Below are 25,888 nucleotides of genomic sequence, written 5' to 3'. Positions count from 1 at the left end.
ACGATTTTCAGCTTTCTTTGTTCCCTGTTTGAAATTTTTGAGGAAACTCCAAAAAAAAATATTTGTTATAAAAGGTATAGCAATAATTATTTTAATGTAATAATATTGCAAAATAATCGTTGTTTTGTTTGCTATTATATAAATTAAAAAAATAATCCTTATGAGAAAAAATATTTTATTGGCTTTTGCCTTTTCTATAGCATCATTCTTCGCTATTGGTCAGAATTTTAAAATAGGTTTACAGTTCACACCATTCAATTCAGAGTATTACCTGGATGATGTATTTGATAATTCTAATAATAATTCCTGGTTTTATCATGATGTAATTGAATCGAGAAATGATTCAATTACTATAGGGATATTTAGTGAAAAATACTTTGAAGCAAAGTCGTTTTTAATTCGCCTGAATTTTAATTATGCCAGTTTAAATAAATTGTATAAAGAAAATGATTTGTATACTGATAATTCTGTTCCAAGTACAAGTACTTATAACTATGAGCAAACGGAGAAACAAAAATATTATAATTTTAATTTAGGTATTGGTGACCGGGTTTCTTTGAAAAAGTTTGTTTTTTCTTTTGGCGTTTATGTTCCTCTTACCATTTTACCTAAAGGAGAAATCACAAGAGATGTAAAAAGTTATGATGACCAGGTATTACAATATAGAACAAATTGTACCGGTACATATAAAGGTACTTTAGGATATGGAATTGGAAGCTTTGCTGAAATAAATACTACTATTTTAAAACATTTTTCTTTCGGAATAGATTTTAATTACCAGATACAGCATCTTACACGAAATCTGGAATGGCATGGTGAACATTTGAATTATCAAAACGATCCTCTTTCACCAACATTATCAACTTCTGATGAAACTTACAAAATCAGAAAATATTTCACATCAAAGATTACTCCTTCAATAGTTATAGCATATTGTTTTAACAAGAAGGCAAAATCAGAACCGATGATCAATAATTAATATTTATGATTTTCGTGGAATTTTTTCAGCCTGTTTTCTAAATCGGGAAATTGATTCCTGTTTACTAACGAAACGCATGCACGCATCCCTTCCAGTTTTTCGCTGCCGGTAATTGCCAGTGAAATTGCGCTTATGCCGTAATAAATAAGTTCTTCGAGTAATTGTTCGCCGGTAAATCCCGGATATGAAAACGTGAAATAAAAACCATCAGCAATAGGTTCGTTCTCGTCCATATCATACACTATCTTGAAGCCATTATCGGTGAACATTTTTTTCATAATTTTAGCTTTCTCACCGTATTCTTTTACATCATGAATAAAATCAAATTTGCCATCGTTAGCAGCTTTAAGTATTGCTGTAAGCGCATACTGGGCGCTATGTGAAGTGCCGGCGCTTAATGAATATACAGTTCCAAAAATCATTGCACGTCCAAATAAATCGGAGTTGTAATATCTTTTAAGGTCGGGAGCTGTTGTATTAAAAAGTTTGGGCGAAATAATCATCAGTCCTATTCGCTGCCCTGCATAGCTGAATGCTTTGGAACTGGAAATAAATAAAATATAATTATCGGTGTATTTTGCTACCGTTGGCTGAAATGGAGCAACTCCGGGTTTTGAATAATCTTTCCGGAAATCCATTGCAAAATAGGCAAGGTCTTCCATTACTACAACATTATATTTATCGGCAAGTTCGGCAATGATCTTAAGTTCCTTGTCCGTAAAGCAAATCCATGAAGGATTGTTAGGATTGGAATAAATCATACTTGCTATATTTCCTTTTTTTAAATATGATTCTATCTTATCACGGAGTTTATCGCCTCTGTAATTATATACGTCAAAAGCTTCATACTTGGTACCAATCACATGGTGCTGTTGCTTGTGAACAGGAAAACACGGGTCGAGAAAAAGTGTGGTATCTTTTTCTTTGTACATACGGTTAACGGTCATGAATGCTGCATAACCGCCCTGTGCTGAACCTACCGTAGGGATAGCGTTTTCGGGTTTAATGTCAATATCAAGAAACATTTTTACAAAACGTGCTGCTTCCGATTTTAATTCGGGCAGTCCGTCAATTTCAGGATAAATAGCACCGACACCTTTCTTTAATGCTTCGATTTCTGCATCAGTGCCTACTTGTGCAGGCGGAAGTCCCGGCACGCCCATTTCCATACGGATATATTTTGAACCGGTTTCCTTTTCAATTTCATTGATTAATTTTTTTATTTCGCGTATTGTTGCTTTACCAATATTGGGGATTTTGCTTTCTGCTATTTTCCTCTTTACCACTTCGTAGTTAATAGGAGTATCTTTCATGATATTTATATTTTATATATTATACTTTATTTGAGGTGATAAAAATATATTTTTTTTTTGTGATATGAAGGAATCCTGAAAAAAATATTTCAGGGAATGATGAATTTCAGAAAAACAGGAAAGTCAAACTGAAAATAATTTTTAATTTTTAACTGATTCATTGATGATACGCAAAACTCAAAATAAAATTTTAAAAACTGTATTAATAAGGATTTTAAGAGTATATGCCGCCCGCCTTGCCCGCTTCGATGGTAAGGGGCCGACGAGGCAGGTAGGCATAACCCAAATAGCCGAACATACTTGAAAGCTATATAATCATGAAAGTGTAGTACCTACGGTACAATAAGAAGTGAGTTGTGTCTTTTTTACCAGGCTATTGTCCCTAACGGGACATATAATAAAATAATGTTGTTTCGATACAAATTATGATTTTGCATAACATCAGTGATTCATTATTATTTCTTCCCTTTCATACTTGCAATTGAAAGAATGATTCCCAGGGCAATACCCAGTATTGCTGCAAATGCCACCCTGTATTCGTTGGGCATTAGGAAAGTGACAGTGTGTGCAGGTATCCAGAAAAATGGTATGGTACGTTTGAAAACAAAATCCCATTGAACTAACCAGTTTATTGAAGGAAATATTTTTCCAAATGGAATGGGTTTGAAAAATCCTCTGATAGTGCCTCCGTTACTGGTGATATGTGTGTCAGTGATTTTATGGAAGGTCATCATTACCGGTGCGAAAATAATATTCATTAATGCGCTTATTGAAAATGCAGTGAGCAGTCGAATTCCGCCAAGTCCGTTATCAGAAGCATCAAAAAAATCTTTTAATTTCATTGAATCAATAGCATGTTGTAATCCGCAACTTTTTTCGAGAAATATAGGAACACCTGCACCAAAAACAACAAAGGCCATTTTGATGGAGATGCCTAAAAATCCCCAAACAACAGCACGTGGCATGATTCCAAAACCGGGAGCATTATAATTTCCTGTTTTTATACGCAGCCCTATAACTTCACCAAGAGTGGCAAGTAAAGCAAATTTTATAAAGCTGGTGAGAAACCAATATTCTTCGTTATAAAGAAATGATTTCTGAAAACCTGCAAATATTGGCAATGGTAAAAATGGAAGAAGAATTATTACTACAAGTAAACTGAAAAATAAATCTTTTTGTTTCATTAAATGAAATTATATTATTGCAAAGCAAAGTCAACAGCTGCTTTTGCATGAATGTCAAGTGTGTCAAATAATGGAATATCCGTGTCGGATTGCTGTACAAGTAACGGAATTTCGGTACATCCAAGAATAATGCATTCAGCGCCCCGGGTTTTTAAATCGTTCATTATAGAAAGATAATTCTTTTTTGTTTCTTCTGTAAACCTGCCGGCAAAGAAATCGCCAATGATAGTTTGATGAATATAACTCCTAACATTTTCAGGTGGAACAATTACATCAATATTGAAATTATTTTTAAGTCTTTCTGTGTAAAAAGGCAACTCCATGGTTAGTTTTGTTCCCAGCAGTCCTGCTTTTGTAAATCCTTTTTCTTTGATCTTTTTTGCAGTTACATCAGCAATGTGTATTAAAGGAATTGAAATGCTTTGATGAATTTCGTCAGCAAAAATATGGGGCGTGTTTGCACATATTAGCAAGCATTCCGCACCGGCAGCTTCAACTTTTTTTGCTGCTGCAATTAAAAAATCGAGCATGGCTTTGAAATCGTTTTTCTCAACAAACGATTGCATTTCCTGAAAATCGATAGAATACATTGCAATTTTTGCCGAATGCAATTTACCTAACCTTTGACTAACTTCTTTATTTATTATCCTGTAATATTCCAGAGTCGATTCCCAACTTGTTCCTCCGAGTAACCCGATAGTTCTCATAATTTATTCTTTAAATTGTTTGTCATTGGCAATACACAAGCTGTTGGCATATCCCCAAATCCGCAGTTTAAATTTTTCATCCAGTGTGATAAGCCATTGATTGCCAAAATTGGGCTCGCCCAGACTTGCCTTTAATTTTTTATATACATTGTAATCGCTGTAATATTCAATGATGATCTCGCATAATTTATTCTTTTTGTCGAATTGATATTGGATGATGTTAATGCTGTCTTTAGAATATTCTTCCTTAAAAATGGATAATTCTTTTTTCTGTGTAAATGATAATTTGTGAGCTCCGCGTAAATCTTTCAATTCATCCAATGGCATCCCAATATATAATCCCGAAATGGCATCGGGAATATAGGTGGTTTGTAATTGTTTGAAATTTTCTGTCGGCTTACAGGAAAAAGCAATAAATGCTACGAATATGATAAGGAATAATAATTTAATTTTTATAGTCATGGATCACTTTTATCTGATAAAATAGTTTACTTAAAATTGTTTGTAAATAATAATATTACAGTAACAATAATAAGAAGTGAAAGAAGAATGATCAATCTTCTATGTCTTTGTTTTAGATATGCCAGTTCATCAAGGTAGAATTTATCAGGATTTGTTTCAACCAGAACTCCTCGGTTTATTAACCTGGAGAATATTCTGCTTTTGTGAAATCCTGCAGATTCTATTGATACTGCATTATCTGGTGTTGTCGCATTTAGTTCCCTGAAACGGGCAACTATTTTTTTTATTTTTATTGCAATTGCAGCTGCTGCTGTGCCTGACATTTTTTATTTAATTTTTAGTATCGCATCATTGTTCCGGCAGCCAGTGCTATTATCAATGCAAGAACTATAATTGAAAGATAAATAATAGCTAATACACCCATATATACCCAGTATCTTTTCTGCATCTGGAAAGCATTCTCAAGAGCGCCAACATTATTTGTTGCGAAATAATTTTGTATACCACGGGCATAATTAAATAAGAAAATATTGGGGAAAAGAATAATTACAGCCATAATTAAATACACAATAAAAACACCTGCACCTAATCCGGCTCCGTACATTCCGCCAAATGTGCTGGCTGTTCCCATGGCTATTAGCGCAACAATTACAATGAATCCACAAAATATGAATCCTAAGATGCTCATGAATTTCATCCATGATGCAGTGCCGCGTAAATATTCTAACGAGGCAGGGGTTAATGTTGAATTGTATGGCATTGCGCCTTGTTGCTGGTAATTTGGGTATTGGTTTTCCATAGTTTTTTTAATTTGGTTTAAGAATCAAATATAAAATATTTTTGTTAGATGAAAATACTTTTTTAATGAGTTGATAATATTTTATGTGGTTGTTCTTTTTCTGATTTTTGTAAATGGAACAATCATCGGGACTTTCGACCGGTATAATAAATATTCTTCTCCAAAATCCTTGATCAATCTTTTTTCTTCAGTAAGTTTTAAGTAGAGTATTGCTAACGGAATGATCAATAAAATTATTATTATATCATATAATGAGTTTACAAATACAGAAATAGAAAAATAAATTGAAAGCGCTCCAAATACCATTGGGTTCCTTGAAAATTTATATGGCCCGGTAACAACTAATTTTATTGACCTTGGGCTTATGGCAACATTGAAAACATCTACAGGTCCCCCTTCGCCTTTAGTTAGTAAAAAAATATTCGACCATATTGCAAATAGCAACCCAATACAAAATATTGGGAAAGCTATTATTGACCGTAAATAAATATTTGGAATAAAATTCAGCTCAGGGAATGGCCAAGGATTATTTGAACCAACAATCAATAAATAGGGAATAAAAATACAGAACATTGAAAATCCTATTATATACCCAAGAATTAGACGAAATGTTTTCATATTTTTTTCTGGTAAAATTTATTTTGATATGTATCAAATGTAAAAATAATTCCGGGAAAGAATATTGTTTTTAATATTCAAGAAATATTCAGCAACAGTTCGGTATTTTTTTATGTAAGGACTAAAGTCCTTGATAAGTCTGGGTTTCACAATAACCCCAACCTTAAGGCCGGGGTTAATAAAGCTCAATGAAATTGGGCTTTAGCACAAACTAAAGATTAATATTAATTTATTGAAATAATTTTAAATAAATTTCAAGTTCACTTAAAATTTTTATCGCGATTCTTTTAAGTGAATAAATAAGGTATTTGTATATTTTTAAAAAATTAGGTAGGTTTGTAAAAAAAAATAGTTGATTGTTGAAGGTTTGTAGCTGCTGGTTTTAGTTGAATGTATAAATTGTTATAGGAGAAAACTTCCACAAACCATAAACAACAAACAAAAGTAAATGGTTTAATGTATAACAAACATTATAATAAATTATATACGAAAAATATTTACTAATACCTCCAAACTAATAACTAAAAAAATATGAAAAAAATACTTACTCTAATTATCGGTCTTGCGGTAACTACAATAACGTATTCGCAGAAAGAAATAAGTTCAGTAAGCGCTTCGGGCTCGGGTGTGACAACGGCATATTTGTCGGATTACCAGTGTTTGGGTATTAATCCTGCAAACATTGGTTTTACAAGAGATTCGGCAGTGTTTCATGTAAGCTTGCTCGAAATTGGCGCTTCAGTATATTCCGATGCATTACAGAAAAAAGAAATAAAACAAGACTTTATTTTTAATCATGAAACAAGTTTTACCCCGGAAGAAAAAATTGCAGCAGCAGAAGAATTTGCCAGTAATAAGTTTTCTGTAAACCTTGATGTGGCATGGTTGTCATTGTCGTTTCAAAAAGAAAAATTTGGCGGACTTGGATTTACTGTTAGAGAACGTACAAACTTTAATACGTTCTTCAATAAAGATTTTGCTGAAATAGTTTTCGAAGGTTACAATGCATCTTATTTCGACTCATTGGTGGTAAATGGTACCGATACCGCCGGTTATGCAAAAGTCCCAAAAACATTTGGAGAATTAGCCGACGGTTCAAAAATAGCTGGAGTATGGTACAGGGAATATGTTGTTGGTTATGGGAAAAAAATAATTTCATCAAATACATTTTCATTATATGCTGGTATTGGTATAAAATACCTGGCAGGATATGGTATCATTGATATTAAAGCTGAAAACAAGCAACTGACTGGCTATTCAGCAACGACTCCTTTTATGGGAATAAATTATGCTAACAGCACACCATCGGAAATTGCTGGTAATGCTATGAAAACGGTGGGTTCAGGTTTTGGATTCGACTTTGGTGCAACAATAGAGATAAAGAAAAAATTAAAAATAAGCGCTGCATTGAACGACATCGGTTCAATAAAATGGGATGGCAATGTTTACCAGGCAAAGGATACATTAATAAATAATGTGAATTTTGATGGGTTTTCGAATTTTAATATGATAAAAGAAACCAAGGCATTAATCCAGGATAGCAGCCTTTTTAATTGGAAAGGACAGCAATCACAAACCATAGGATTGCCTGCAAATATGCGTTTTGGTGTTAATTACCTGTTTGGTTTTCGCTCCAGTATAGGCGCTGATTGCTATATTCCTGTTAATGATAATGCAGGTAGTTTTGATAAAGCAATCATTGGTGGTGGTGCATCAATTTGTTTCTTTAAAATGTTGACGCTATCAGCAGGGTTTTATACAGGCGGAAATTCGGGTTTTGTAATTCCGATGGGAGTTACCATTTCGTCGAAAGATAATTCATGGCAAATGGGAATTGCATCACGCGATATAGTTACATTCGTTAAAAAAGATAATCCTACTGTTTCAATTGCTCTCGGATTTATTAAATTTTGCTTTGGCAAGTATAAGTAGGAACTATCAATTGGTATAACTTCCGACTTCTGAATTTCCTTTTGCCTATTTTATTCTTTAACGATTTTCACTTCTGTTCTTCTGTTTTTTGCTTTGCCTTCATCGGTTGAATTATCGGCAATAGGTAAAGTATCGCCGTATCCGGCTGCTGTTACTCGAGAAGCAGCTATTCCTTTTTTTATCAAATAATTTCTAACAGACTCAGCGCGGCTTTGTGAAAGCTTTTGATTTATTTCTTTTGTTCCTGTGTTATCAGTATGCCCTTCTATTTCAATAACCATTGAAGGTTTTAATTTCAGAATATCTACCAGTTCGTTAAGCGCTTGATATGATTCAGGTTTTAAAGTTGCAAGTCCTGTATCAAAGAATACATTTTTTAATGTATAAGTTTTTGCAGGTTCAACCTGTATCGTAACTTCAGAAGTGAATTTTCCGGGTGTAGAAGGAATTTCAACAGTGCTGTAATCAGTACTGTCGGTAAAGTCTTTGTAAATGATTCGATAAGTATCACCTTTGGGAAGAAGTATTGAAAATTTCCCTGAAGCATTGGTAGTGTCGGAAATTATTTTCTTGTTGGTTTGCCCTGAAAAAATGATCAGTTCGTTCGTACGCGGCACGTTTTGAAAATTCGTTACTGTAACATTTACCAGGACTTCTGCTTCGCTAGGGGTAAGGGTTTGCGAGTTTTGCCCTGATATGTTTGATGTGAACAGAAATAAAAATAAAATAAAAAAAATGTTTTTCATAACAGAATATTTAATTGTAAAGTTACGAAAAATTTAATGGGAAAACCAATTTTAATTTTATTGAAAGGCAATAAGGGCTGAGGTAATTATCGGTTACATATACCCGAATAAACACAATTCACGCAGGTTTTCAAATCTTCGGTTTGCATGAACGGGGTTTCAGTATTTAGAATATTACTGATAATAGCAGTTAAAATATTTTCAAATTCGGTCATCGCTTCTCTGTTAAAAAGCCCGTCAGCAGCATCCGGAATTGATACAGGCAAAAATCCTTTATCGATATTCCTGAATGAAATAATTCCTAACGAAATCTTGTCGGTATTGATGCTGTTCATGTAAACATAGGCATAGCATAATAGCTGAAGGCTTTTTGAAAGTTTGGAATTGGAAAGCAAGTCGTCCCATTCTTTAACTTTTAATTCGTTATTATTAATATTCCCGGTTTTGTAATCAATGATCCTTGTGGTATTTCCTGCTTGGTCTATCCGGTCAATGTTCCCTGAAAGTACAGCTTTTATTATTTTTCCGGAAATGTTTATTTCCGGCACATTGGCTTTGAATTTTTCTTCTAATTGTTTTATGAAAAGATTTTGCTTTGCATTATTCAGTGTGTCAATAAAACTACTTTCTGTATTAAGGAAATTAGTAATGATCTTTAGCGCAACTTTCGAAATTAAAAGATTTTTCCCTGATTTGATATCTCCTTCAGGATAACAAATTCGAAAAGCTTCTTCGCATGCTTTTGCTGAATTCGCATGCATTTTCTTTATATCATCAACAGTAATATTTTTATTTATGAAATCCTGGAACAGGTTTTTCAGCACATGGTGTATGACCGTTCCAAGTGTTGCTGCATCAATAGTTTCAGCAACATCATCGGTTTCGGAAATTTTTTCAGCGTAATTGAAATAAAATTTCAGGGGACAGCTTATGTATGAATTAAGCGCTGAAGGCGAAATTCCATTTTCTATATATGATTGAAGTGTTGCAATAATTTCAGAAGTTTTTTGAATCAGGATAGGTTGTTGTTGTGCAGAAAGCGAAATGTTATTTATAAGAACCTGTTCGGTTATTTTACACTTATCGTTATATTTTGGAAGTTCTTCGAGTAGTTGTGTTATGAAACGACTTTTTTCGCCACTTCCGAAATGATCGCTTTGAGTATTATACAGGATATGTATATTTTTGGCACGTTGAATAAGCCTGTAGAAATGGTATGCGAATATGGATTCTTTCTGTTTGTAATTGCTTAGTCCTATAGCATTTCTTATATCGAAAGGTATGAAAGTATTCGTATGTTTTCCGGCAGGAAGAATATTTTCGTTTACAGAAAGTAAAATGATATTTTCAAAATCGAGTGTGCGCGTTTCAAGCATTCCCATTATTTGCAAACCTTTCAGCGGCTCGCCAACAAACGGGATATTTGTAGTTGATGAAATTTCACTGAAAAGTGAATGCAGGGTTTTTAATTCATTGATATAACCCGATTCATTTGTAATATTTTTTAACTTATTAATGATAACAGCAAAATGAAAAAGATATTCCATTTCCATATCGCTGTTTTGCGTTTTGTTATCTTCTAAACTTTTGCGAAAAGCGTTGATGAACTTCAGCAATATTTCATTGAGGTGAGAAATTAAATTGTTTTCTATTTCGAAAATAAAATCAAGGTTCGTATTTACTAAAAGTTTCCTGATATTTTCCTGCGAGAAAAAGCTGCGATTTGCTGAATAAAAGGTTTCAATAAGATGGTCGGCAATATGCGGATTTTCTTTCGTGTTCAATAAACTCCGGCTATAAGGATGATTCAGAAAATCAGAAATATCTTTATAATAGTACCTGTAATTTTCAGAACTTTTATATTTTTCAGCATTGATAAAAAGTTTGAAAATACTTTCAAATAAAGCATAAGCGGCTGTATTTGCAAGCGGGTAGCCCATAGTGATATTTAGATGCTTTACTTTTTCAGGGATGCAATATAATACAGCAGTAAGTAAATTCTCGTCAGCCAGGACTATTGCTGTTTTTTCGGAGTTGATTTCGGAGTCGGACATTTCTGATACGATCTGTCCGGCATATTCTGCCTGGCCAATGCTCAATGGAACACCTGTTATGTGAATGTTTTTGGGATATTCGCTAAAGTGATCTTCATTCCATTTCATTTCGCTAAGGTTCCATTCTTCCTTGTATTTCCTGGAAAAATGTCCCGCTTCATGATTTTTATTTTCAGAATAATATTTGTCGTAATCCCAAAGTATTTCTGCTATTCCTGATTGTGTAAGCGTTTTAATGATTTTTTCTTCCGAAGCAGTGAGCGCGTTAAATCCAGCGAAAATAATTTTTTGAAATTTTGTTTCGCTTATGTATGTTTCAATTTTTTCGGCAGCTTTTTTATATATCAGCCCCTGGTAAGCGATATTTTTATTCAGAAGCTGTAAAATGAATTCAGGATAATATTTACTTAATGAATTATAAAAATCCAGGTAATCTTTTTCGTGTTCTGTAAGGGGTTGCTGCTCCAGGTTCCATTGACTGATGGCTTTGGTTTCATTCAGTAATTTAAAAACCTGCACCGTGTCGGCAAGGTTTATATCGCAGTCATTATAATCACTTATCAGAACCTGTGCCCAGTATAAAAATTCATCAAAGCTTTGCGCTTTTTCTTTTTCAATATTTTGATAAACATGAAATAATTCAGTAATCAATGATAAAGAATCAGCAATATTAATTCCTGTAATATGGCAAACAAAATCTTCTATAGAAAAAACAGATGGGGCAAAAGTTATTTTTTTTAGTTTAAGCGGAATGTGTTTTTTAAGGTAAAGCCCGGCACGCCTGTTAGGCAGTACTATGCAAATATCTTTCAGTTGTTCTTCATAACTGGAAATAATATATTCGGTGAGCTTTTCAATGAATGTCATGGTGTTGAAATTTTTATTGAGTCAAGCCCGAAATATTCTGCCGTACTAATATTTATCCAATCGTATGTTTTATCGGAAATATCAATAAAATGTATTGTTGTAGGGATTTTAGTTAATGCAGGCACTTCGAGATATTTAATATTTTTCGCAACGGATTCCTGAATTAAAGCTTCACGTTTATTAAGTTCGGAATTATATGTTTGCGCATTAATAATTAAATCATAGCCTGCACGGAAAATATTTCCTTCGGGAGAAATCTCTTTTCCGGGTTCCTTATTGAAATCAGAAACGATAATGATTATGGCGCCTATACTTAAAAGTTTTATAAGTAAATCAGGTACTTCGATCATTTCAATTTTATTCAGCTTGAAAAAATAATTATGTAAGACAATGATATTATAAAACCACATAAAAATAAAAATAAAACCAACTTCATTATGTATTCTTAAAGCCGGATTCATCCCTGTACTGAACGAAACAATAAAATAAAGACTGATGATAATTATAATACTTACAGGGACTGTAATGTATGGTGGAAAGATAATAACCTTTTGAATGTTCTCATTTTTGTATAATGTTGGCAGAAATGAAATAAATAACATGGATCCAATAATAAATACAGGGTCTTTTAAATATGTTCCACCGATTTTTAAAAATGAAATGGAAGATAATTTTAAAGCAAGCAATAAATTGGAATGTACCGGGAAGGAATCCATTTTGAAAAAGTTCCCGGGTGTACTGATTTCAAATAGACTTGCAATTAATGCACAACCAGCAGATATAAGTATAACGGGTTTAATTTTTCTTTTCAAAATAAATTGTGTGATAATGATTGTAAATAAAATTTCATCAATAAATATCATGCTTATTTCATTACTGCCAATAATGATGACAGGAAGCAGACAAAGAAATATGTTAGATGAATTTTTAACATTGGTCTTATTCCATACTCTTATTATAATTGAGAAGAAAAATAAAATAAAAATAATAGAAAGAAAATAATTTAATGAGGAGCTGATCCAGTATATCCCTTCAGCAGTTGAAGGCATTTTGTTAAAAAAAAGGATGATGATGAAAAGCGATATAAGATGTGTTTTTATTAGTGTTAACGATTCACGGAAAATACTTCGAAAAAAGAAGCAGATGCTAAAATAAAAAAGAATGATAAGAAGAAAAGGGATTATTTTATATCCGAAAATCCAACCGAAGACAAGAGGCGAGAATAATGAGATAATTGTTGAAAAATATCTTCCGCTCCATTCAAAATACACCTGTTTGAAATGCTCGTATATCCCTTTTTCCCTGATTACTGCTGCAATTATATAATCATCGGCAGAAGGATGACTGTAAAACGAAAGAATAAGAAAAGGCAATAACAGCAGGCAAAGCAGCAGAATCCAGAATAATGGTCTATCGATAATCTTATTCATTTAATGAATGGTTACGTTTTAAAATATTCTCTACTTCGTTAATGGTTTCAGGTTTTCCGAGGTCGAACCAATAACCGGAATTATGCAGGTATCCTTTAATGTCGCGATAAGTTGAAAGTCGTAAATAAACATCGGTCATCGAAAATTTTCCTTGTTCGGTAATCAATTCAAAAATTTGTGGATTGATAATATGAATGCCGCTAAATGCCAATGGTATTATTTTCTCTGAAGAATTTCTTGAAATGATTTGTTCGTTTGTTTTTGTATTTTTCCATCCGCACAAATTCATGTTTTCATTGAAAAGAAAATATCGTTGTGTTTGTCTTTCTCTTACAGCTATTGTTGCAATGGCATTTGAACAGATGTGTGAATAATACAGGTTATTCAAATCAATATCAGAAATAACATCAACGTTATAAACAAGGAAAGGTTTGTTATCGCTAAAGAACCATGATGCTTTTTTTAGTCCGCCACCTGTGTCAAGTAGCTTATCGCTTTCGTCAGAGATTTTAATTTGAATTCCGAAATATTTTTTTTCTTGAAGGAAGTTTATAATCTTCTCATGAAAATGATGAGTGTTAACAATAATTTCATTGAACCCTGAAGAAGCAAGTTTAATAATGACATGCTCAAGTAAAGGAATCCCATTTACCGTGACAAGCGCTTTTGGAATGTTGTCAGTTATGGGCTTTAAACGGGTGCCAAGACCGGCAGCGAATATCATTGCTTTCATGCTTTGATATTATTAAGTTCCCGATGAGTTAATGTAGTTTTAATTTTAAACTTTTGATTAATATGTTCATAAAGCATGTTGGCGCAAAACACCGAACGATGCTGCCCGCCTGTACATCCGAAACTAATCATCAAATGAGAAAATTTCCTGGAAATATAATTTTCAATAGTTTTATCAACCAGGCCGTATACATGGTTCATGAATTCGTAAATCTCAGGTTCGCGCTGAAGGAACTCTATTACTTCTTTGTCTTTTCCCGTGAGTTGTTTCAGTTCGTCGTATCTGCCGGGATTATTCAAAGCTCTGCAATCGAAAACAAAACCACCGCCATTGCCTGAATTATCATCAGGCATTCCTTTTTTAAATGAAAAACTATTTATAGCTACAGTTAATTTATTTTCATGTTTGCCAAGATTATAAAGCTTTTCAGAGAGCGTAAGTTTTTCAAGAAGATTTTTTAATGTTGGAATATTTATTGGCAGTGAAGTGTTATTTAAAAGCCATTTTAAATTATCTAATGCGTATGGAATGCTTTGCAGGAAATGTTCTTTCTTTTCGTAAAACCCACGGAATCCATATGCTCCTAATGCCTGCATGATACGAATCAACACGTATCCATAATATAATTCACTGAATTTTTTTCTGTCGATATTAATATATTGTGAAACGGTATCCATATAAAAATCGAGAAGCATATTTTTTGTTTCCTGTGGAATATCGGCTTTTGCATCATAAAGCAGCGAAGCTATATCGTATTGCAATGCACCTTTTCTTCCACCCTGGTAATCGATGAAGTATGGTGTATTATTGAAAAGCATTATGTTCCTGGACTGGAAGTCGCGGTATAAAAAATTATTGCAATCGGTTTGAAGTAAATAATTCGAAAGAGTTTGAAAATCATCTTCCAGTTTTTGTTCATCAAATGCAATTTGCGATAGTTTCAGAAAATAATATTTGAAATAACTTAAATCCCAAAGCATCGATTGTTTATCAAACATAGCACGCGGGTAACAAACAGAATAATCAAGGTCTTTGGAATATTTGATTTGAAAAAGGGGCAGGGCAGAAATTACTTTTTTATATGTTTCAATGATTGATGATGAAAAACTTTCTTCTTTTCTTTTTTCAGTAAGCCATCCGAAAAGTGTGGTGTTCCCTAAATCCTGTAAAAGATATATTTGCTGGTCGTCGGCTATTTTATATATTTCAGGGACATTTAATTTGTTCCTGAAAAAATGTTTGGTAAAAGTGAAGAAAGCCTGATTTTCGCGGATATCGTTATTAAAAGCGCCAATAACAGAAGTTGATTTGCTACATATCCTGTAATAACGGCGGTATGAACCGGACGAAGGTAACTCCGTAATTGTATTCAAATCAGTTCCCGACCATGTTCTGAATAGTTCGGATAATTTATTTTCAATTTCTTGATTTGCCACGATTTCTTTATTGTTTGAAATTAATATTTAAGAGTACAACTTTCTAATGGTACATTAAGTGTGTCATTTCCTTTAAATACCATGATGTTGGTATTTTCATTAAATTCATTTTCATTAACTGAACCATAACTAAAAGAAATTTCAATATTAGAATCAAATTTTTTTGCAGTATCCATATTTAATTTAAGATAAGTAAATACTCCATCGCCCGAAGTCCTGATTTTTGCACTATCTCCGTTGGTTTTCCCTGCAAGCATCATATTTACCGAGCCTCCGCCATCATCGTAACGAATAAGGAACCAGGTTTCTTTCGTGATATTAAATGTTATTCCACTGGTATCGGAATAATTACTTGCATCTTTTGAGCAACTGGTGATGGATGAATCATTGTCTTTTTTTGAACAGGAAAATAGAATTGTAATTCCAAAGATTATTAATAAATATTTTTTCATTGGTAAATAAATTATATTTTAGAATCAACGTGTTCTTATTATTTATATTATTTTACGATCATTTTATAAACGGATGTTCCTTCTAAAGAAGAAATTTTAATGAAATAAATTCCTGTTGTTACATCTGAAAAATTAAATCTTTCAGAATTAATGCCTGTATTTACTTTCCAGTTTTCGGATAAAATATTTTTTCCAAGAATATCAATAATAGAAATATTTATTTCTTCATCCGTTTTGGAAATATAATCAATACTGAAGTTCCCGTTGTTGGGATTCGGATATATCATGTAATTCAGTTCGGTGTTTGAAATATTATTTACATTGACATCGGTCCATGATTTCTTTACAGCTGCATAAGCATTTATTTTTCCATATCCCCAAATACTACTTCCTTCAGAAGGAATAACCCCTGTATAACTATCAGTGATTGCGGTTGACTGCAAAATATATTTTACCAAACCGGGAGTAAGGGAAGGATTTGCTTCAAGCATCAATGCAATAATTCCTGAAGTCATTGGCGATGCCATAGAAGTACCACTCATAACGGCATAACAATAATTATGGCTATTTACCGTGTCGTTATAACAGGTAACAACATAAACCCTGTCAGTACCTCCTGCATCATAGTTGGTGTCAAATGAATTAATTGAAGAAGCAATGGTCATTCCGGGAGCTGCAATATCAGGTTTTGTAAGGCTGTCAGCAGCAGGTCCATGACTCGAGAAAGATGTAATGTTCCCTTCAGTATAACCGGTGTAAGTATTGATTTGTCCGTCGATATTGGTGAATTTTACTTTTGAAACATATGCCGCAGCAGATATTGCTGAATGTGTAGAAGCAAAATCGCTTATGGTCATATCTTTATTCCCATTTTCACTGCCGGTAATTCCGCCTGCAATAAAATTTCCATAGTAGCCAGTATAATCCAGAACATAGCCCATCCACATGTTTACCGTTCCACTGTTTGCTTTTATTGTAATAAGAATACGGTTAGCTGATTTATTAAAAAAATCAAAGAATATTCTTGGCTTTCCATTGAAGTCAGATGCAGATGTTGTAATAGTTGCAAAACAAGTATCGCCTGTGGAAGCTTTAAGAATAATGTTATGAATATTATTATCGAGACAAATAAACTCTGTAGAATCTACCGGGGTTGCGCCATTACATAAGGTAAGTTTTGAACAGAAATTTTCTGATGCATCACCCCATGCATCTACCCATGTTTTCTTGGCGCTCATGTATGTCGAAAAACTTACAACCGTTTTAAGTAAGGTATCATTAGCGCTGAATTTTTTTCCAAGGTGAATATTTGTTGCCCCGTTATTTCCTGCAGCGCAAACAAATATTTTTCCTTCTCCGGTAAGATTATCAACTGCCTGGCTGAATAATGAAGTGCCATCATGCGGACCAACTGTACAGCCCCAGCTTAAATTGGCAACAGCAGGCTTGCCGACAGATTCTGCATAATCAAAAATATAATTTATTCCATCAATAATTGAGCTGGCACCTGTATTTGTCCATTCGCTTTGTTCCGGCCTGATTCCAACAAAAATCAAATCGCTTTCAAAAGCAATGCCTCTGTATTTTTTATTATCGCTACTGCTGCCATAGCCCGAACCTGCGGCTATTCCTGCAACATGCGAACCATGTGAAAATGTATTCACATCATAGCCATCATTGAATAATGCAGCCGAATCAGTTATTTCATTTCCGTATGTATATCCTGATGGTGGTGTTCCTGTTTCTTTAAGTTCCCATACTTTTTTAATGCGGTAATTATTTCCGCTTGTATCGAGGAAAGCAGGATGCGTGTAATCAAAACCAGCATCAATGATACCAACTACAACATTTTTCCCGGTGTATGCCTGTGGTAATTGAATACCCTGGTGTACGGAGTCGGTATGCGTATCATGACGGGCGCTGTCGAGGTTAATGAAAACCGGTTCGTCAAGTTGAATGTATTCTATTTCTTTTATCGAAGCAAATGCTTCAAGGTTTTCGGGTGGGATTTGAACAGTCCATATATTTCCGGCTTTTGTGCCAATAAGTATATCCAGTTTTGAAAGCCTGGAAATATCCGTATTATCACTCACTTTGATTAAAGCGCTTAAATAATTTTTCCCGTTTATTTTTTTAAAGATATAATTACTTTTATCAATATTTTTTTCCGATTCAGATAAAAATTTTCTGGTCAGCGGAGATAACCGGGATGTGTTATTATTATTTTGTGAAAAGGTAATCTGAATGTAGAAAAATAAAATAACGAAAAGAAAAATTCTGTTTACCATAATGGATGATTTTTAAATGTTGAAATTAATTTATCTGTGAATGAATACAAATTTATTTTTATCTGAAATATCAATGTATTTAAAAAACTGAATAAAATCTTCATAAATACCCGGTGAAAATTTTCCTTCATAAATTTTGAGTGTCCTGATATATCTTACTACATTGTAGTTTAACTCTTTTATCTGGGTAGTGAAATCACCGAAAGGCATACTTAGATCCACAACAGCCGGTTTAAATTCAACTTTAAAACTATCAGGCAAAACATAGGTTATTGTATCGGAATAGAAATATGAATTTTGAATTTCAATTTTAGATTTACGTTTCTTAAGCTTTTCAGGAATTTCAACATTATAGTTTTTATAATTTAATGGAATGGTAATTCGTGTTGAACTTAATGATGCAAATTGTTTTAAAAGCAAATTATAATTTCCTTTTACCGTAGGAATATCGTTCGATGTTTTTTCAAGATTAAAATCATTGATTTCGAAATCGGAAATATTTAAATTATTGTAAAGCGATTTTTTTTGTTCCTCTTTAGTTTGCGTTAGCATATCAGCACAGGAATAATAATTGAGTCCTGAACTTGTTGATTTTATTGAAGCATCTGCATTTCCATCCGAATTAACTTTTATTAATACTGTGCTGGTGCTTGAATTATCTTTTTCCAAATAGTGCTTTGTATGAACTAAATTTCCTCCGTTCTCATTTATCACCAGAGCATACCTGTTATCAGTAAACCCTCCTATATAACCAAAAGGATTGTGCTGATTAGTACATTCAAGCCAGATCGTGTCTTTCTCGATAGGAACACAAACGATAACATGGTTAAATTGTAAGCCCGGAAAATCGGGAATGACATTCTTGTTATTTCCTGCTTTGATCAAAGTGTAATAAGATTTTATTCCAACAGCATTGAGTAATGCAATCATATAATTACTTAAAGCTTTGCAATCGCCATAGCCCAACTTTTTTACTGTTGCCGCATCAACAGGCTGAAATCCGCCAATGCCAAGCTGCACACTTACATACCTTGTTTTTGATTGAAGATATTCGTATAATGTTTTTACAATTTCTTTTTTATTTGTAATACTGCCTGCCTGCCTGTTTAATTTAGCAACTGTTGAATCATCAAGGTTTTGCTTCTCTGTATTTAATTTTTTTATCCATTTTCCAAAATCTTCCCACGATTCCATACTGCCTGAAAAATTCTCCAGTTCAAATTTATTGGGAGCGATAAATACTGCCGGTAAAATTTCAATAAGGTTTGTAGAATAAGGTTCTGCTTCGAATGCAGGCAAATTTTCGACAGTCCATGAATAAGTATCTTGATCTTTTTCGTAATTGATTCCGGCTGTTCTTGTAAGATTAAATTCTTTGAAACGGAAAGCCATTTCTTTTGGCGTAGAAATATTAAAAACGGATTTCTCGACAGAAATATCAGGTGAACTTTGAGGTATCCATTTTGGCAGATACATTGTGGAACTATATTTTACCAGCCATTCATATTCTACAGTATATGGATATTCATTTACCAATGGCTTGTAATAAATAACCCTGTTGTCGCTGTATAATGTATATTCGGAATAAGAACTGTAATCTTTGAAATCCGTTTTTTTAATTTCTTTTATAATTGCTCCGTTCTCATTCATCACCTTTGCATATGCAACCGATATTTTGCTGTATTTATCGTAGGGTTCCATGAATACTGCATAATTATCTCCATTCTTATTCAGCACGGTTATAACAGATTTTCTTTTCTCATTAAATTTCCCTGACGATTCAATTATAATGTCTGTTTGATCATATCGTATCACAGCCGAAGCATCTTCTTTCATGTTGGATGAAATCTGTGATGCAGTGTAATCCTGCGAAAATAAATTTATTGATAATGTAATAAAAATTAATAGAGTTAGAAATATTTGTTTCATAGGCGCGTTATAAATTTTGTGAAACATAAAGATAAAAAAAATCAGGAAATGATATTCACTTCGATTTCAAGTTCTATAGAAAATTTTTCCTTTACGGAGGTTTGAATTTTTTTTGCAAGTTGTAAAATGTCATTACCTGAAGCATTACCGTAATTTACCAGCACTAATGCCTGTTTTTCGTGAACACCTGCATCGCCTTCACGATAACCTTTCCAACCGCATTGCTCAATTAACCAGCCTGCCGGGATTTTATAAGTGCCGTCAGTTTGGGAATAGGAGGGGATTGCGGGATATGATGATTTTAATTTTAAGAATTCTTTTCCTGTGATGGAGGGGTTTTTAAAAAAACTTCCCGAATTGCCAATATCTTTTGGATCGGGTAATTTGCAGTTTCGGATATTGCACACAGCTTCAGCAATATTTTTTAACGTAGGCTGTGAGATTCCTGTTCTGCTTAACTCTTCACGAATGGCGCCATATTCAAGATGTAAATGATGTTGTTTGGTAAGTTTGAATGTAACCGAAAGGATGATTATTTTTCCTTTTAATTCATTTTTGAAAATGCTGCTTCTATATCCAAACTTACAATCTTTGTTTGGAATTTCATACATCTGCAAGCTTTTTATATCAATTACTTCAACCGATTCGATGCAGTCTTTTACTTCAACACCATAAGCTCCGATATTCTGAATCGGGCAACTGCCAACGTTTCCGGGAATAAGTGCGAGGTTTTCTATTCCTCCGAAATTATTTTCAATACAGTAATTTACAAAATCGTTCCACACTACACCGGACTGAACATTCAGCCAAATATTTTGTTCCGATTCTTTAACTTTTATAATCCCTTTTGTATTTATTTTTACAACTACTCCGTTAAAGTCGTTAGTGAAAAGAATATTGCTGCCTCCACCAAGTATCAGCTTTTGCCTGCTTTTATACCGGGCTGTGTTCAAAAAGGTTTGAATATCCTGTAATGTATTCAGCTCTGCAAAAGCTCTCGCTTCTGCATCAATACCAAACGTATTATAGGGTTTTAATGAAACATTCTCTAAAATAATCATAATTGTAATTTATATGCTGTAAAATTAATAGTTTTGTAAGAGAATAAATAATTTTTTTATCAGCATTGAAAAAAGCAATCGTATCGGTAATAAATGATTTAAGCACCGACAAGCGCGTAAACCGTACCTGTATTACATTAACGAAACTCGGGTTTGATGTATTACTGGTCGGACGTAAGCAAAGAAAAAGTCTGCCTTTAAATCACAGGGAATACTCTACTGAGCGAATGTTCCTTTTGTTTGAAAAAGGTTTTTTATTTTATGCGGAATACAATTTTCGTTTATTTTTATTTTTAATGTTTAAAAAATGTGACCTGCTTGTATCAAATGACCTGGATACCTTACTTCCGAATTATCTTGTAAAAAAAATCAGAAAGAAAGGTTTAGTTTACGATTCGCATGAATATTATACCGGTGTTCCTGAACTTGAAGGAAGACCATTTGTGAAAAAATTCTGGAAGCATATTGAGAAATGGATATTTCCTAATTTATCAGATATCATTACTGTTAACGATTCCATTGCAAAATTGTACCATGATGAATATGGAAATGAAATAAAAGTTGTAAGAAATATTCCTGAAGTAAAGGCGCATATTGATTTCAAATCAAAAAATGATTTAGGAATTATTGAAAACAAAAATATTATTTTGTTGCAAGGCTCTGGTATCAATGTCGACAGGGGCGCTGAAGAATTAGTTCTTGCAATGCAATATGTAAATGAAGCCGTACTATATATCATTGGCGGAGGTGATGTAATTGATATATTAAAACAAATGGTACATGAAAAAAATTTGGAGAAAAAAGTATTTTTCATTCCGCGTCAACCAATGGAGAAGCTTGTGCAATACACTGTTCATGCTGATTTAGGTTTAACTCTTGATAAAAATACAAATATAAATTACCGATACAGTTTACCTAATAAATTGTTCGATTATATATATGCTGGTGTTCCGGTGCTTGCATCACCACTTGTTGAAGTGAAAAAAATTATTGAACAATATAAAATCGGTGAATGTATTGAAAATCATGAGCCGAAACATATTGCGGAAAAGATAAACGGAATGCTTGTTAATAAAGAAAAACTTTTACGTTATAAAGAAAATTGTAATATTGCAAAAAATAAATTGAATTGGGAATTAGAAGAAAAAGTGTTGAAGAATGTTTTTGAAAAGTATGCATAGTAAAAAAAAGAAAGTTGATATTGTTGCCTTTGATATTCCTTGTCCTCCTAACTATGGTGGAGTGATAGATATCTATTATAAAATTGTTGCTTTTAAGAAAGCAGGTATCAAAGTAAACCTACATTGTTTTGAATATGGGAGAAAGCGTTCGATGGAGCTTGAAAGTCTTTGCGAAAATGTTTTTTATTATAAACGAGATGTGTCTAAAACCAATCTTTTTCGCAGACGCCCGTATATAGTGGTAACACGAAGCTCCGAAGACCTGGTAAGGAACCTGTCAAAAACGGATAACCCTATTCTTTTTGAAGGATTGCATAGCTGTTATTACCTTGATGACAAACGCCTCAGAAAGAAAAGAAGAATAGTTCGTACGCATAATATTGAACATGATTATTACATGAACCTGGCTAAAGTGGAAAAGGATATTTTTAAAAGATATTATTTTTCTAATGAAGCACAGAAGCTGAGCCGCTACGAAAAAATTCTCGAACATGCTGATGGTATTGCTGCCATTTCACTTCACGATAAAGAATATTTTTCAAAAAAATATAAAAATGTAATTTCTGTATCAGCCTTTCATCCGAACGATGAAGTCAATATCGAGGAAGGTCTTGGGAATTATGTGTTATATCATGGAAGCCTTTCGGTCGGTGAAAATAATGAAGCCGGTCTTTTCCTTATAAACGAAATTTTTAATGATATTGATGTACCCTTGATTATTGCTGGTAATAAACCATCCAAAGAGCTGCGTCATGCGGCCGAGAAATACAGCAATATCACATTAAGAACTGAAATAACTACCGCAGATATTTATAAGTTGATAAAAGATGCGCAGATAAATATTCTTCCTACATTTCAGGCTACGGGTATAAAATTAAAATTATTATCTGCTCTGTACACAGGAAAGCATTGTATTGTAAATACTCCGATGGTAGAAGATACAGGTCTTGAATCATTATGCGTTATTCGTGATGGAAATGTTGAAATGAAAAAAGCAGTACTCGACTATTTTGCTCGTCCATTTGCCCGTAATGATATTGAAAAAAGAAAAAAACTGCTGAACGATAGCATCTATTCAACAAATTATAATATCAATCAGTTGGTCGATATATTATTTCCCTGATGACTGGTATGCGTTTCCAATACAGAACCATTTTCGCATTTCAATGTTCTTGACTGGAATTTATTGAACAGCGAATAGTCATGTGTGGCCATTAGCACAGCTTTGCCGGCTTTACTGATTTCAATAAGCAATGATAAAATATCTTCAGAAGTTTTTGGATCGAGGTTTCCAGTAGGCTCATCGGCAAGAATAATTTCAGGGTCGTTCAATAATGCTCTTGCTATAACAACACGTTGTTGTTCGCCACCTGAAAGTTGATGTGGCATTTTGTGCCCTTTTGCTACAAGCCCGACTTTATTAAGTACTTCCTGTATTTTGGATTGCATTTTTTCTGTATCTGTCCAACCGGTTGCTTTTAAAACAAATAATAAATTTTCATTTACATCGCGATCAATTAAAAGCTGGAAGTCCTGGAACACGATACCAATTTTCCTTCTTAAGAATGGAATATCTTTATTTTTTATTTCTTTTAGATTGAATCCTGCAATAACGCCTTCGCCTTCAAATAAAGGTAAATCGGCATATAGAATTTTTAGTAGGCTGCTTTTGCCACTCCCTGTTTCACCAATTAAATAAACAAATTCGCCTTTACTGATACTGAGATTTACATTAGAAAGTATCAGTATGTTTTTTTGATAAACAGATGTGTGATTTAATGATATTATTGTTTCGTTTGTATCCATATGCATTAAAATGGAAGTTTAAAAATTTTACCGAATGAAATGGAATCAATAATTTTTTTTATTTCATTTTCTTTTTCTTGTAATTTACATTGTTGTAATCCGGTGGAAATATTTTCAGTTCGGAAATAAGCTATCAACGTGAAATCATCATCGCGTATTTGAATATAATCAGGTATTTTAGCGCTTCCTTTAACTTTTAAAATATACATTTGATTACTCTTCGGAAAAAATTATTTATTGCAAATGTAGTTTAAAAAATTAATGAATAAAAAAAGCCCGAATGAAATTTCGGGCTTCTGTATATTTTATACAGAATCTTAGCAAATTTGTAAAACAAAATGTGCTAAGATTCTGTTATACCGATAAGAATTTATTGCAACCGAACTTGTGAGCTCATGAATACCTTTAAAATAAAATAAGTTATGAATAAATCATTTCCTTATCGGTATAAAATCTTATTGCGCTTCTTTAATTTCTAATTTAGAAGTAACCGCAGTTTCAGGTTTTCCGCCAATTATGAAAGCAGCATAAAATGTAAGAGGTCCGGAACCTTTAATAGGAGCTTTCCATTTGAATGACCACGATCTTGAACCTTGTCCGTCAACACCACCCTTAATTTGGGTAATGTATTTTATCCCGCCAACAAGTTTGGTTTCCGTTGTATTAATTACAGACATTTTCCCTGCTGTTTTACCGGTAGGAAATTGAGGTGAAGCTTCGAATCCGAATTTTGTTGATGTTGCTTCGCCTTTTGCTGTGCATGTGATTGTATAAGTTGAATCAGGAATATATCCTGTTTGAGGTATGGTTGAAGTAATCCAACCTTCTTCAACTTTAATAATAGATTTGTCGTTATGACAATTTGTTGCACAATGTTGCCCGTCAGCTGGTGAGCCTGTGCATCCCGGAGGATTTCCATCAGTGTAAGCTATAACACTTTTTGTAGAGTAGAACAGAATAGCTACAAACAGAGCTATCGTTACAGTGAAAAATGAAATTAAAATTTTCTTTGTCATAGGGGTTATTTTTTAATAGTTTGCAATTGTAAAGAACCTTAATAGATTGAAACCAATATGTATCTGTCCTTTATCCCATCTTTCGGTTGTTTCTGTAATAAAACCTTTTTCAGCCATAGTTGTTGAATTGGTTATATGAAGCTGGAACGTGTGTTTTCCGGTATAAATATCAATTCCAAGAGAAAAAGAATTTACAACATCTGTGCCATTATATTGCGAATAAACCTGATTTGGGAAAACATAATACCATTCGGAAGTTAAATCTATTTTATGCGATAATTTTAATCTTCCTCCAACACCTAAAGCAAATACATCATTTATATCATCTTTGGTTTGAACAAGGTTGCGGTGTATCAATGTTGGTGAAAGTTGTAAGCTTAATAAATCGCCAAATCTTCTTGCAATAAGAATCTGGTGAGCATATGTTATGCGATTTGTAAAATAATAATCGTTGATTAATGTATTAACAGATGGGTCGGGGAGGGTGTTTAATCCCATTGCAGAAAGACCTGTAACTGTTATTGGCATTCTTCGTTTACCTTTGCTCTGTTTCAGGAATTTTATTTTAATAAAACCATCAACAAGCTTTTCGGTAGTGTTACGACCAACACCAATGTTGCACCATTCTGTAGCGCCATATTCAAGAGCTATGCGTGAAGTAGCCTGGTCGATCCCGAAAAAATTATCGAGCTGGTCAACACGTCCCATGCGGTGCCCGATTTTAAAATCGAGTTTTCCGTGTGGTGTTAGATCAACAGAATGCCCGTTAATAATGCGGTTGGCGTAAAATGTCATTTTGGTGTATTCCGTAGTTTCCTGCTGGGCATAACTAATAGAAGTAATAAATATGATTAGGAAAGAAGTAAGTAAATATCTTTTCATTTTTTTCATTTTT

Annotated in this window: 24 protein-coding genes; 4 read left to right on the top strand and 20 right to left on the bottom strand. The window is 33.3% G+C overall.

The annotated features are described in order from the left end of the window. Positions 1–160 precede the first annotated feature (160 nt). A complete protein-coding gene (locus tag PKK00_05530; GenBank protein HNW97853.1) occupies positions 161–979 on the top strand; it encodes a hypothetical protein in 819 nt (272 codons plus the stop codon). On the opposite strand, the gene PKK00_05525 is transcribed toward PKK00_05530, so the two are convergent. The 7 genes from PKK00_05525 to PKK00_05495 all read right to left on the bottom strand — a co-directional run bounded on the left by PKK00_05525 (position 976) and on the right by PKK00_05495 (position 6,062). Further along, positions 976–2,292 (bottom strand): pyridoxal phosphate-dependent aminotransferase, encoded by a 1,317-nt coding sequence (locus tag PKK00_05525; protein HNW97852.1) that lies wholly within the window; start codon positions 2,290–2,292, stop codon positions 976–978. The two genes, PKK00_05530 and PKK00_05525, sit on opposite strands and share 4 nt — an antisense overlap. A 455-nt stretch (positions 2,293–2,747) precedes the next feature. Further along, positions 2,748–3,476, bottom strand: a complete 729-nt coding sequence (locus PKK00_05520) for a hypothetical protein (GenBank protein HNW97851.1) — start codon at positions 3,474–3,476, stop codon at positions 2,748–2,750. Between the two features lie 14 nt (positions 3,477–3,490). After that, entirely contained in the window at positions 3,491–4,183 is a 693-nt protein-coding gene (locus PKK00_05515; GenBank protein ID HNW97850.1) for an aspartate/glutamate racemase family protein, read from the bottom strand. A gap of 3 nt (positions 4,184–4,186) precedes the next feature. Then, entirely contained in the window at positions 4,187–4,645 is a 459-nt protein-coding gene (locus tag PKK00_05510) for a hypothetical protein (GenBank protein HNW97849.1), read from the bottom strand. Between the two features lie 26 nt (positions 4,646–4,671). Further along, positions 4,672–4,968, bottom strand: coding sequence for a hypothetical protein (locus PKK00_05505; protein ID HNW97848.1), 297 nt, complete (start codon positions 4,966–4,968; stop codon positions 4,672–4,674). A gap of 14 nt (positions 4,969–4,982) precedes the next feature. After that, entirely contained in the window at positions 4,983–5,444 is a 462-nt protein-coding gene (locus PKK00_05500; protein ID HNW97847.1) for a hypothetical protein, read from the bottom strand. Positions 5,445–5,525: 81 nt separating this feature from the next. Then, positions 5,526–6,062 carry an isoprenylcysteine carboxylmethyltransferase family protein gene (locus PKK00_05495; protein HNW97846.1) on the bottom strand — a complete coding sequence of 179 codons (537 nt, stop codon included), beginning with the start codon at positions 6,060–6,062 and terminating at the stop codon, positions 5,526–5,528. 531 nt (positions 6,063–6,593) lie between these two features. Here PKK00_05495 and PKK00_05490 point away from each other — a divergent pair. Then, on the top strand, positions 6,594–7,994 hold the full coding sequence (locus PKK00_05490) for a DUF5723 family protein (protein HNW97845.1): 1,401 nt from the start codon (positions 6,594–6,596) through the stop codon (positions 7,992–7,994). 50 nt (positions 7,995–8,044) lie between these two features. On the opposite strand, the gene PKK00_05485 is transcribed toward PKK00_05490, so the two are convergent. From PKK00_05485 to murB, 9 genes are all read right to left on the bottom strand, one after another. Continuing rightward, complete coding sequence (locus PKK00_05485; protein HNW97844.1) at positions 8,045–8,740, bottom strand: OmpA family protein; 696 nt, start codon at positions 8,738–8,740, stop codon at positions 8,045–8,047. Positions 8,741–8,826: 86 nt separating this feature from the next. Then, the gene (locus PKK00_05480) at positions 8,827–11,661 is read right to left on the bottom strand and encodes a PD-(D/E)XK nuclease family protein (protein HNW97843.1); all 2,835 of its coding nucleotides are present in this window, start codon (positions 11,659–11,661) and stop codon (positions 8,827–8,829) included. Beyond that, a complete protein-coding gene (locus tag PKK00_05475; protein ID HNW97842.1) occupies positions 11,658–13,091 on the bottom strand; it encodes a DUF6056 family protein in 1,434 nt (477 codons plus the stop codon). Before PKK00_05475 ends, PKK00_05480 begins: the two co-directional genes overlap by 4 nt. Continuing rightward, positions 13,084–13,824, bottom strand: a complete 741-nt coding sequence (locus PKK00_05470; GenBank protein HNW97841.1) for a nucleotidyltransferase family protein — start codon at positions 13,822–13,824, stop codon at positions 13,084–13,086. The genes PKK00_05475 and PKK00_05470 overlap by 8 nt, the downstream gene beginning before the upstream one ends. Further along, a complete protein-coding gene (locus tag PKK00_05465; GenBank protein ID HNW97840.1) occupies positions 13,821–15,260 on the bottom strand; it encodes an RNase adapter RapZ in 1,440 nt (479 codons plus the stop codon). Before PKK00_05465 ends, PKK00_05470 begins: the two co-directional genes overlap by 4 nt. Before the next feature lie 20 nt (positions 15,261–15,280). Further along, the gene (locus tag PKK00_05460; protein ID HNW97839.1) at positions 15,281–15,712 is read right to left on the bottom strand and encodes a hypothetical protein; all 432 of its coding nucleotides are present in this window, start codon (positions 15,710–15,712) and stop codon (positions 15,281–15,283) included. A 47-nt stretch (positions 15,713–15,759) separates the two neighbouring features. Then, positions 15,760–18,000 carry a S8/S53 family peptidase gene (locus PKK00_05455; protein HNW97838.1) on the bottom strand — a complete coding sequence of 747 codons (2,241 nt, stop codon included), beginning with the start codon at positions 17,998–18,000 and terminating at the stop codon, positions 15,760–15,762. A 30-nt stretch (positions 18,001–18,030) separates the two neighbouring features. Beyond that, complete coding sequence (locus PKK00_05450) at positions 18,031–19,929, bottom strand: DUF3857 domain-containing protein (protein HNW97837.1); 1,899 nt, start codon at positions 19,927–19,929, stop codon at positions 18,031–18,033. 41 nt (positions 19,930–19,970) lie between these two features. Next, on the bottom strand, positions 19,971–20,990 hold the full coding sequence (gene murB / locus PKK00_05445) for a UDP-N-acetylmuramate dehydrogenase (protein ID HNW97836.1): 1,020 nt from the start codon (positions 20,988–20,990) through the stop codon (positions 19,971–19,973). 65 nt (positions 20,991–21,055) lie between these two features. Here murB and PKK00_05440 point away from each other — a divergent pair, with 65 nt between their 5' ends. Beyond that, positions 21,056–22,171: a glycosyltransferase gene (locus tag PKK00_05440; GenBank protein ID HNW97835.1), complete on the top strand. Its 1,116-nt coding sequence runs from the start codon at positions 21,056–21,058 to the stop codon at positions 22,169–22,171. Next, complete coding sequence (locus PKK00_05435; protein HNW97834.1) at positions 22,164–23,294, top strand: glycosyltransferase; 1,131 nt, start codon at positions 22,164–22,166, stop codon at positions 23,292–23,294. Before PKK00_05440 ends, PKK00_05435 begins: the two co-directional genes overlap by 8 nt. On the opposite strand, the gene PKK00_05430 is transcribed toward PKK00_05435, so the two are convergent. The 4 genes from PKK00_05430 to PKK00_05415 all read right to left on the bottom strand — a co-directional run bounded on the left by PKK00_05430 (position 23,267) and on the right by PKK00_05415 (position 25,875). Beyond that, entirely contained in the window at positions 23,267–23,977 is a 711-nt protein-coding gene (locus PKK00_05430; GenBank protein ID HNW97833.1) for an ATP-binding cassette domain-containing protein, read from the bottom strand. The genes PKK00_05435 and PKK00_05430 overlap by 28 nt on opposite strands. A gap of 5 nt (positions 23,978–23,982) precedes the next feature. After that, positions 23,983–24,186 (bottom strand): hypothetical protein, encoded by a 204-nt coding sequence (locus PKK00_05425; protein HNW97832.1) that lies wholly within the window; start codon positions 24,184–24,186, stop codon positions 23,983–23,985. A gap of 246 nt (positions 24,187–24,432) precedes the next feature. Then, positions 24,433–24,993 carry a hypothetical protein gene (locus PKK00_05420; protein ID HNW97831.1) on the bottom strand — a complete coding sequence of 187 codons (561 nt, stop codon included), beginning with the start codon at positions 24,991–24,993 and terminating at the stop codon, positions 24,433–24,435. Positions 24,994–25,005: 12 nt separating this feature from the next. Next, on the bottom strand, positions 25,006–25,875 hold the full coding sequence (locus tag PKK00_05415) for a DUF5777 family beta-barrel protein (protein ID HNW97830.1): 870 nt from the start codon (positions 25,873–25,875) through the stop codon (positions 25,006–25,008). Positions 25,876–25,888 lie beyond the last annotated feature (13 nt).

The sequence above is a fragment of the Bacteroidales bacterium genome, assembly GCA_035353855.1.
Lineage (GTDB): Bacteria > Bacteroidota > Bacteroidia > Bacteroidales > CG2-30-32-10 > DAOQAK01.
This window is presented reverse-complemented; position numbering and strand designations above follow the sequence as displayed.

Coding starts and splice junctions, on each gene's coding strand:
- PKK00_05480 (HNW97843.1), bottom strand. CDS start 11,661: ATGACATTCATTGAAAAGCTCACCGAATATATTATTTCCAGTTATGAA.
- PKK00_05505 (HNW97848.1), bottom strand. CDS start 4,968: ATGTCAGGCACAGCAGCAGCTGCAATTGCAATAAAAATAAAAAAAATA.
- PKK00_05470 (HNW97841.1), bottom strand. CDS start 13,824: ATGAAAGCAATGATATTCGCTGCCGGTCTTGGCACCCGTTTAAAGCCC.
- PKK00_05455 (HNW97838.1), bottom strand. CDS start 18,000: ATGGTAAACAGAATTTTTCTTTTCGTTATTTTATTTTTCTACATTCAG.
- PKK00_05475 (HNW97842.1), bottom strand. CDS start 13,091: ATGAATAAGATTATCGATAGACCATTATTCTGGATTCTGCTGCTTTGC.
- PKK00_05425 (HNW97832.1), bottom strand. CDS start 24,186: ATGTATATTTTAAAAGTTAAAGGAAGCGCTAAAATACCTGATTATATT.
- PKK00_05430 (HNW97833.1), bottom strand. CDS start 23,977: ATGGATACAAACGAAACAATAATATCATTAAATCACACATCTGTTTAT.
- PKK00_05525 (HNW97852.1), bottom strand. CDS start 2,292: ATGAAAGATACTCCTATTAACTACGAAGTGGTAAAGAGGAAAATAGCA.
- PKK00_05500 (HNW97847.1), bottom strand. CDS start 5,444: ATGGAAAACCAATACCCAAATTACCAGCAACAAGGCGCAATGCCATAC.
- PKK00_05415 (HNW97830.1), bottom strand. CDS start 25,875: ATGAAAAGATATTTACTTACTTCTTTCCTAATCATATTTATTACTTCT.
- PKK00_05510 (HNW97849.1), bottom strand. CDS start 4,645: ATGACTATAAAAATTAAATTATTATTCCTTATCATATTCGTAGCATTT.
- PKK00_05450 (HNW97837.1), bottom strand. CDS start 19,929: ATGAAACAAATATTTCTAACTCTATTAATTTTTATTACATTATCAATA.
- PKK00_05460 (HNW97839.1), bottom strand. CDS start 15,712: ATGAAAAAATATTTATTAATAATCTTTGGAATTACAATTCTATTTTCC.
- PKK00_05495 (HNW97846.1), bottom strand. CDS start 6,062: ATGAAAACATTTCGTCTAATTCTTGGGTATATAATAGGATTTTCAATG.
- PKK00_05485 (HNW97844.1), bottom strand. CDS start 8,740: ATGAAAAACATTTTTTTTATTTTATTTTTATTTCTGTTCACATCAAAC.
- PKK00_05520 (HNW97851.1), bottom strand. CDS start 3,476: ATGAAACAAAAAGATTTATTTTTCAGTTTACTTGTAGTAATAATTCTT.
- PKK00_05515 (HNW97850.1), bottom strand. CDS start 4,183: ATGAGAACTATCGGGTTACTCGGAGGAACAAGTTGGGAATCGACTCTG.
- PKK00_05420 (HNW97831.1), bottom strand. CDS start 24,993: ATGACAAAGAAAATTTTAATTTCATTTTTCACTGTAACGATAGCTCTG.
- PKK00_05435 (HNW97834.1), top strand. CDS start 22,164: ATGCATAGTAAAAAAAAGAAAGTTGATATTGTTGCCTTTGATATTCCT.
- murB (HNW97836.1), bottom strand. CDS start 20,990: ATGATTATTTTAGAGAATGTTTCATTAAAACCCTATAATACGTTTGGT.
- PKK00_05530 (HNW97853.1), top strand. CDS start 161: ATGAGAAAAAATATTTTATTGGCTTTTGCCTTTTCTATAGCATCATTC.
- PKK00_05490 (HNW97845.1), top strand. CDS start 6,594: ATGAAAAAAATACTTACTCTAATTATCGGTCTTGCGGTAACTACAATA.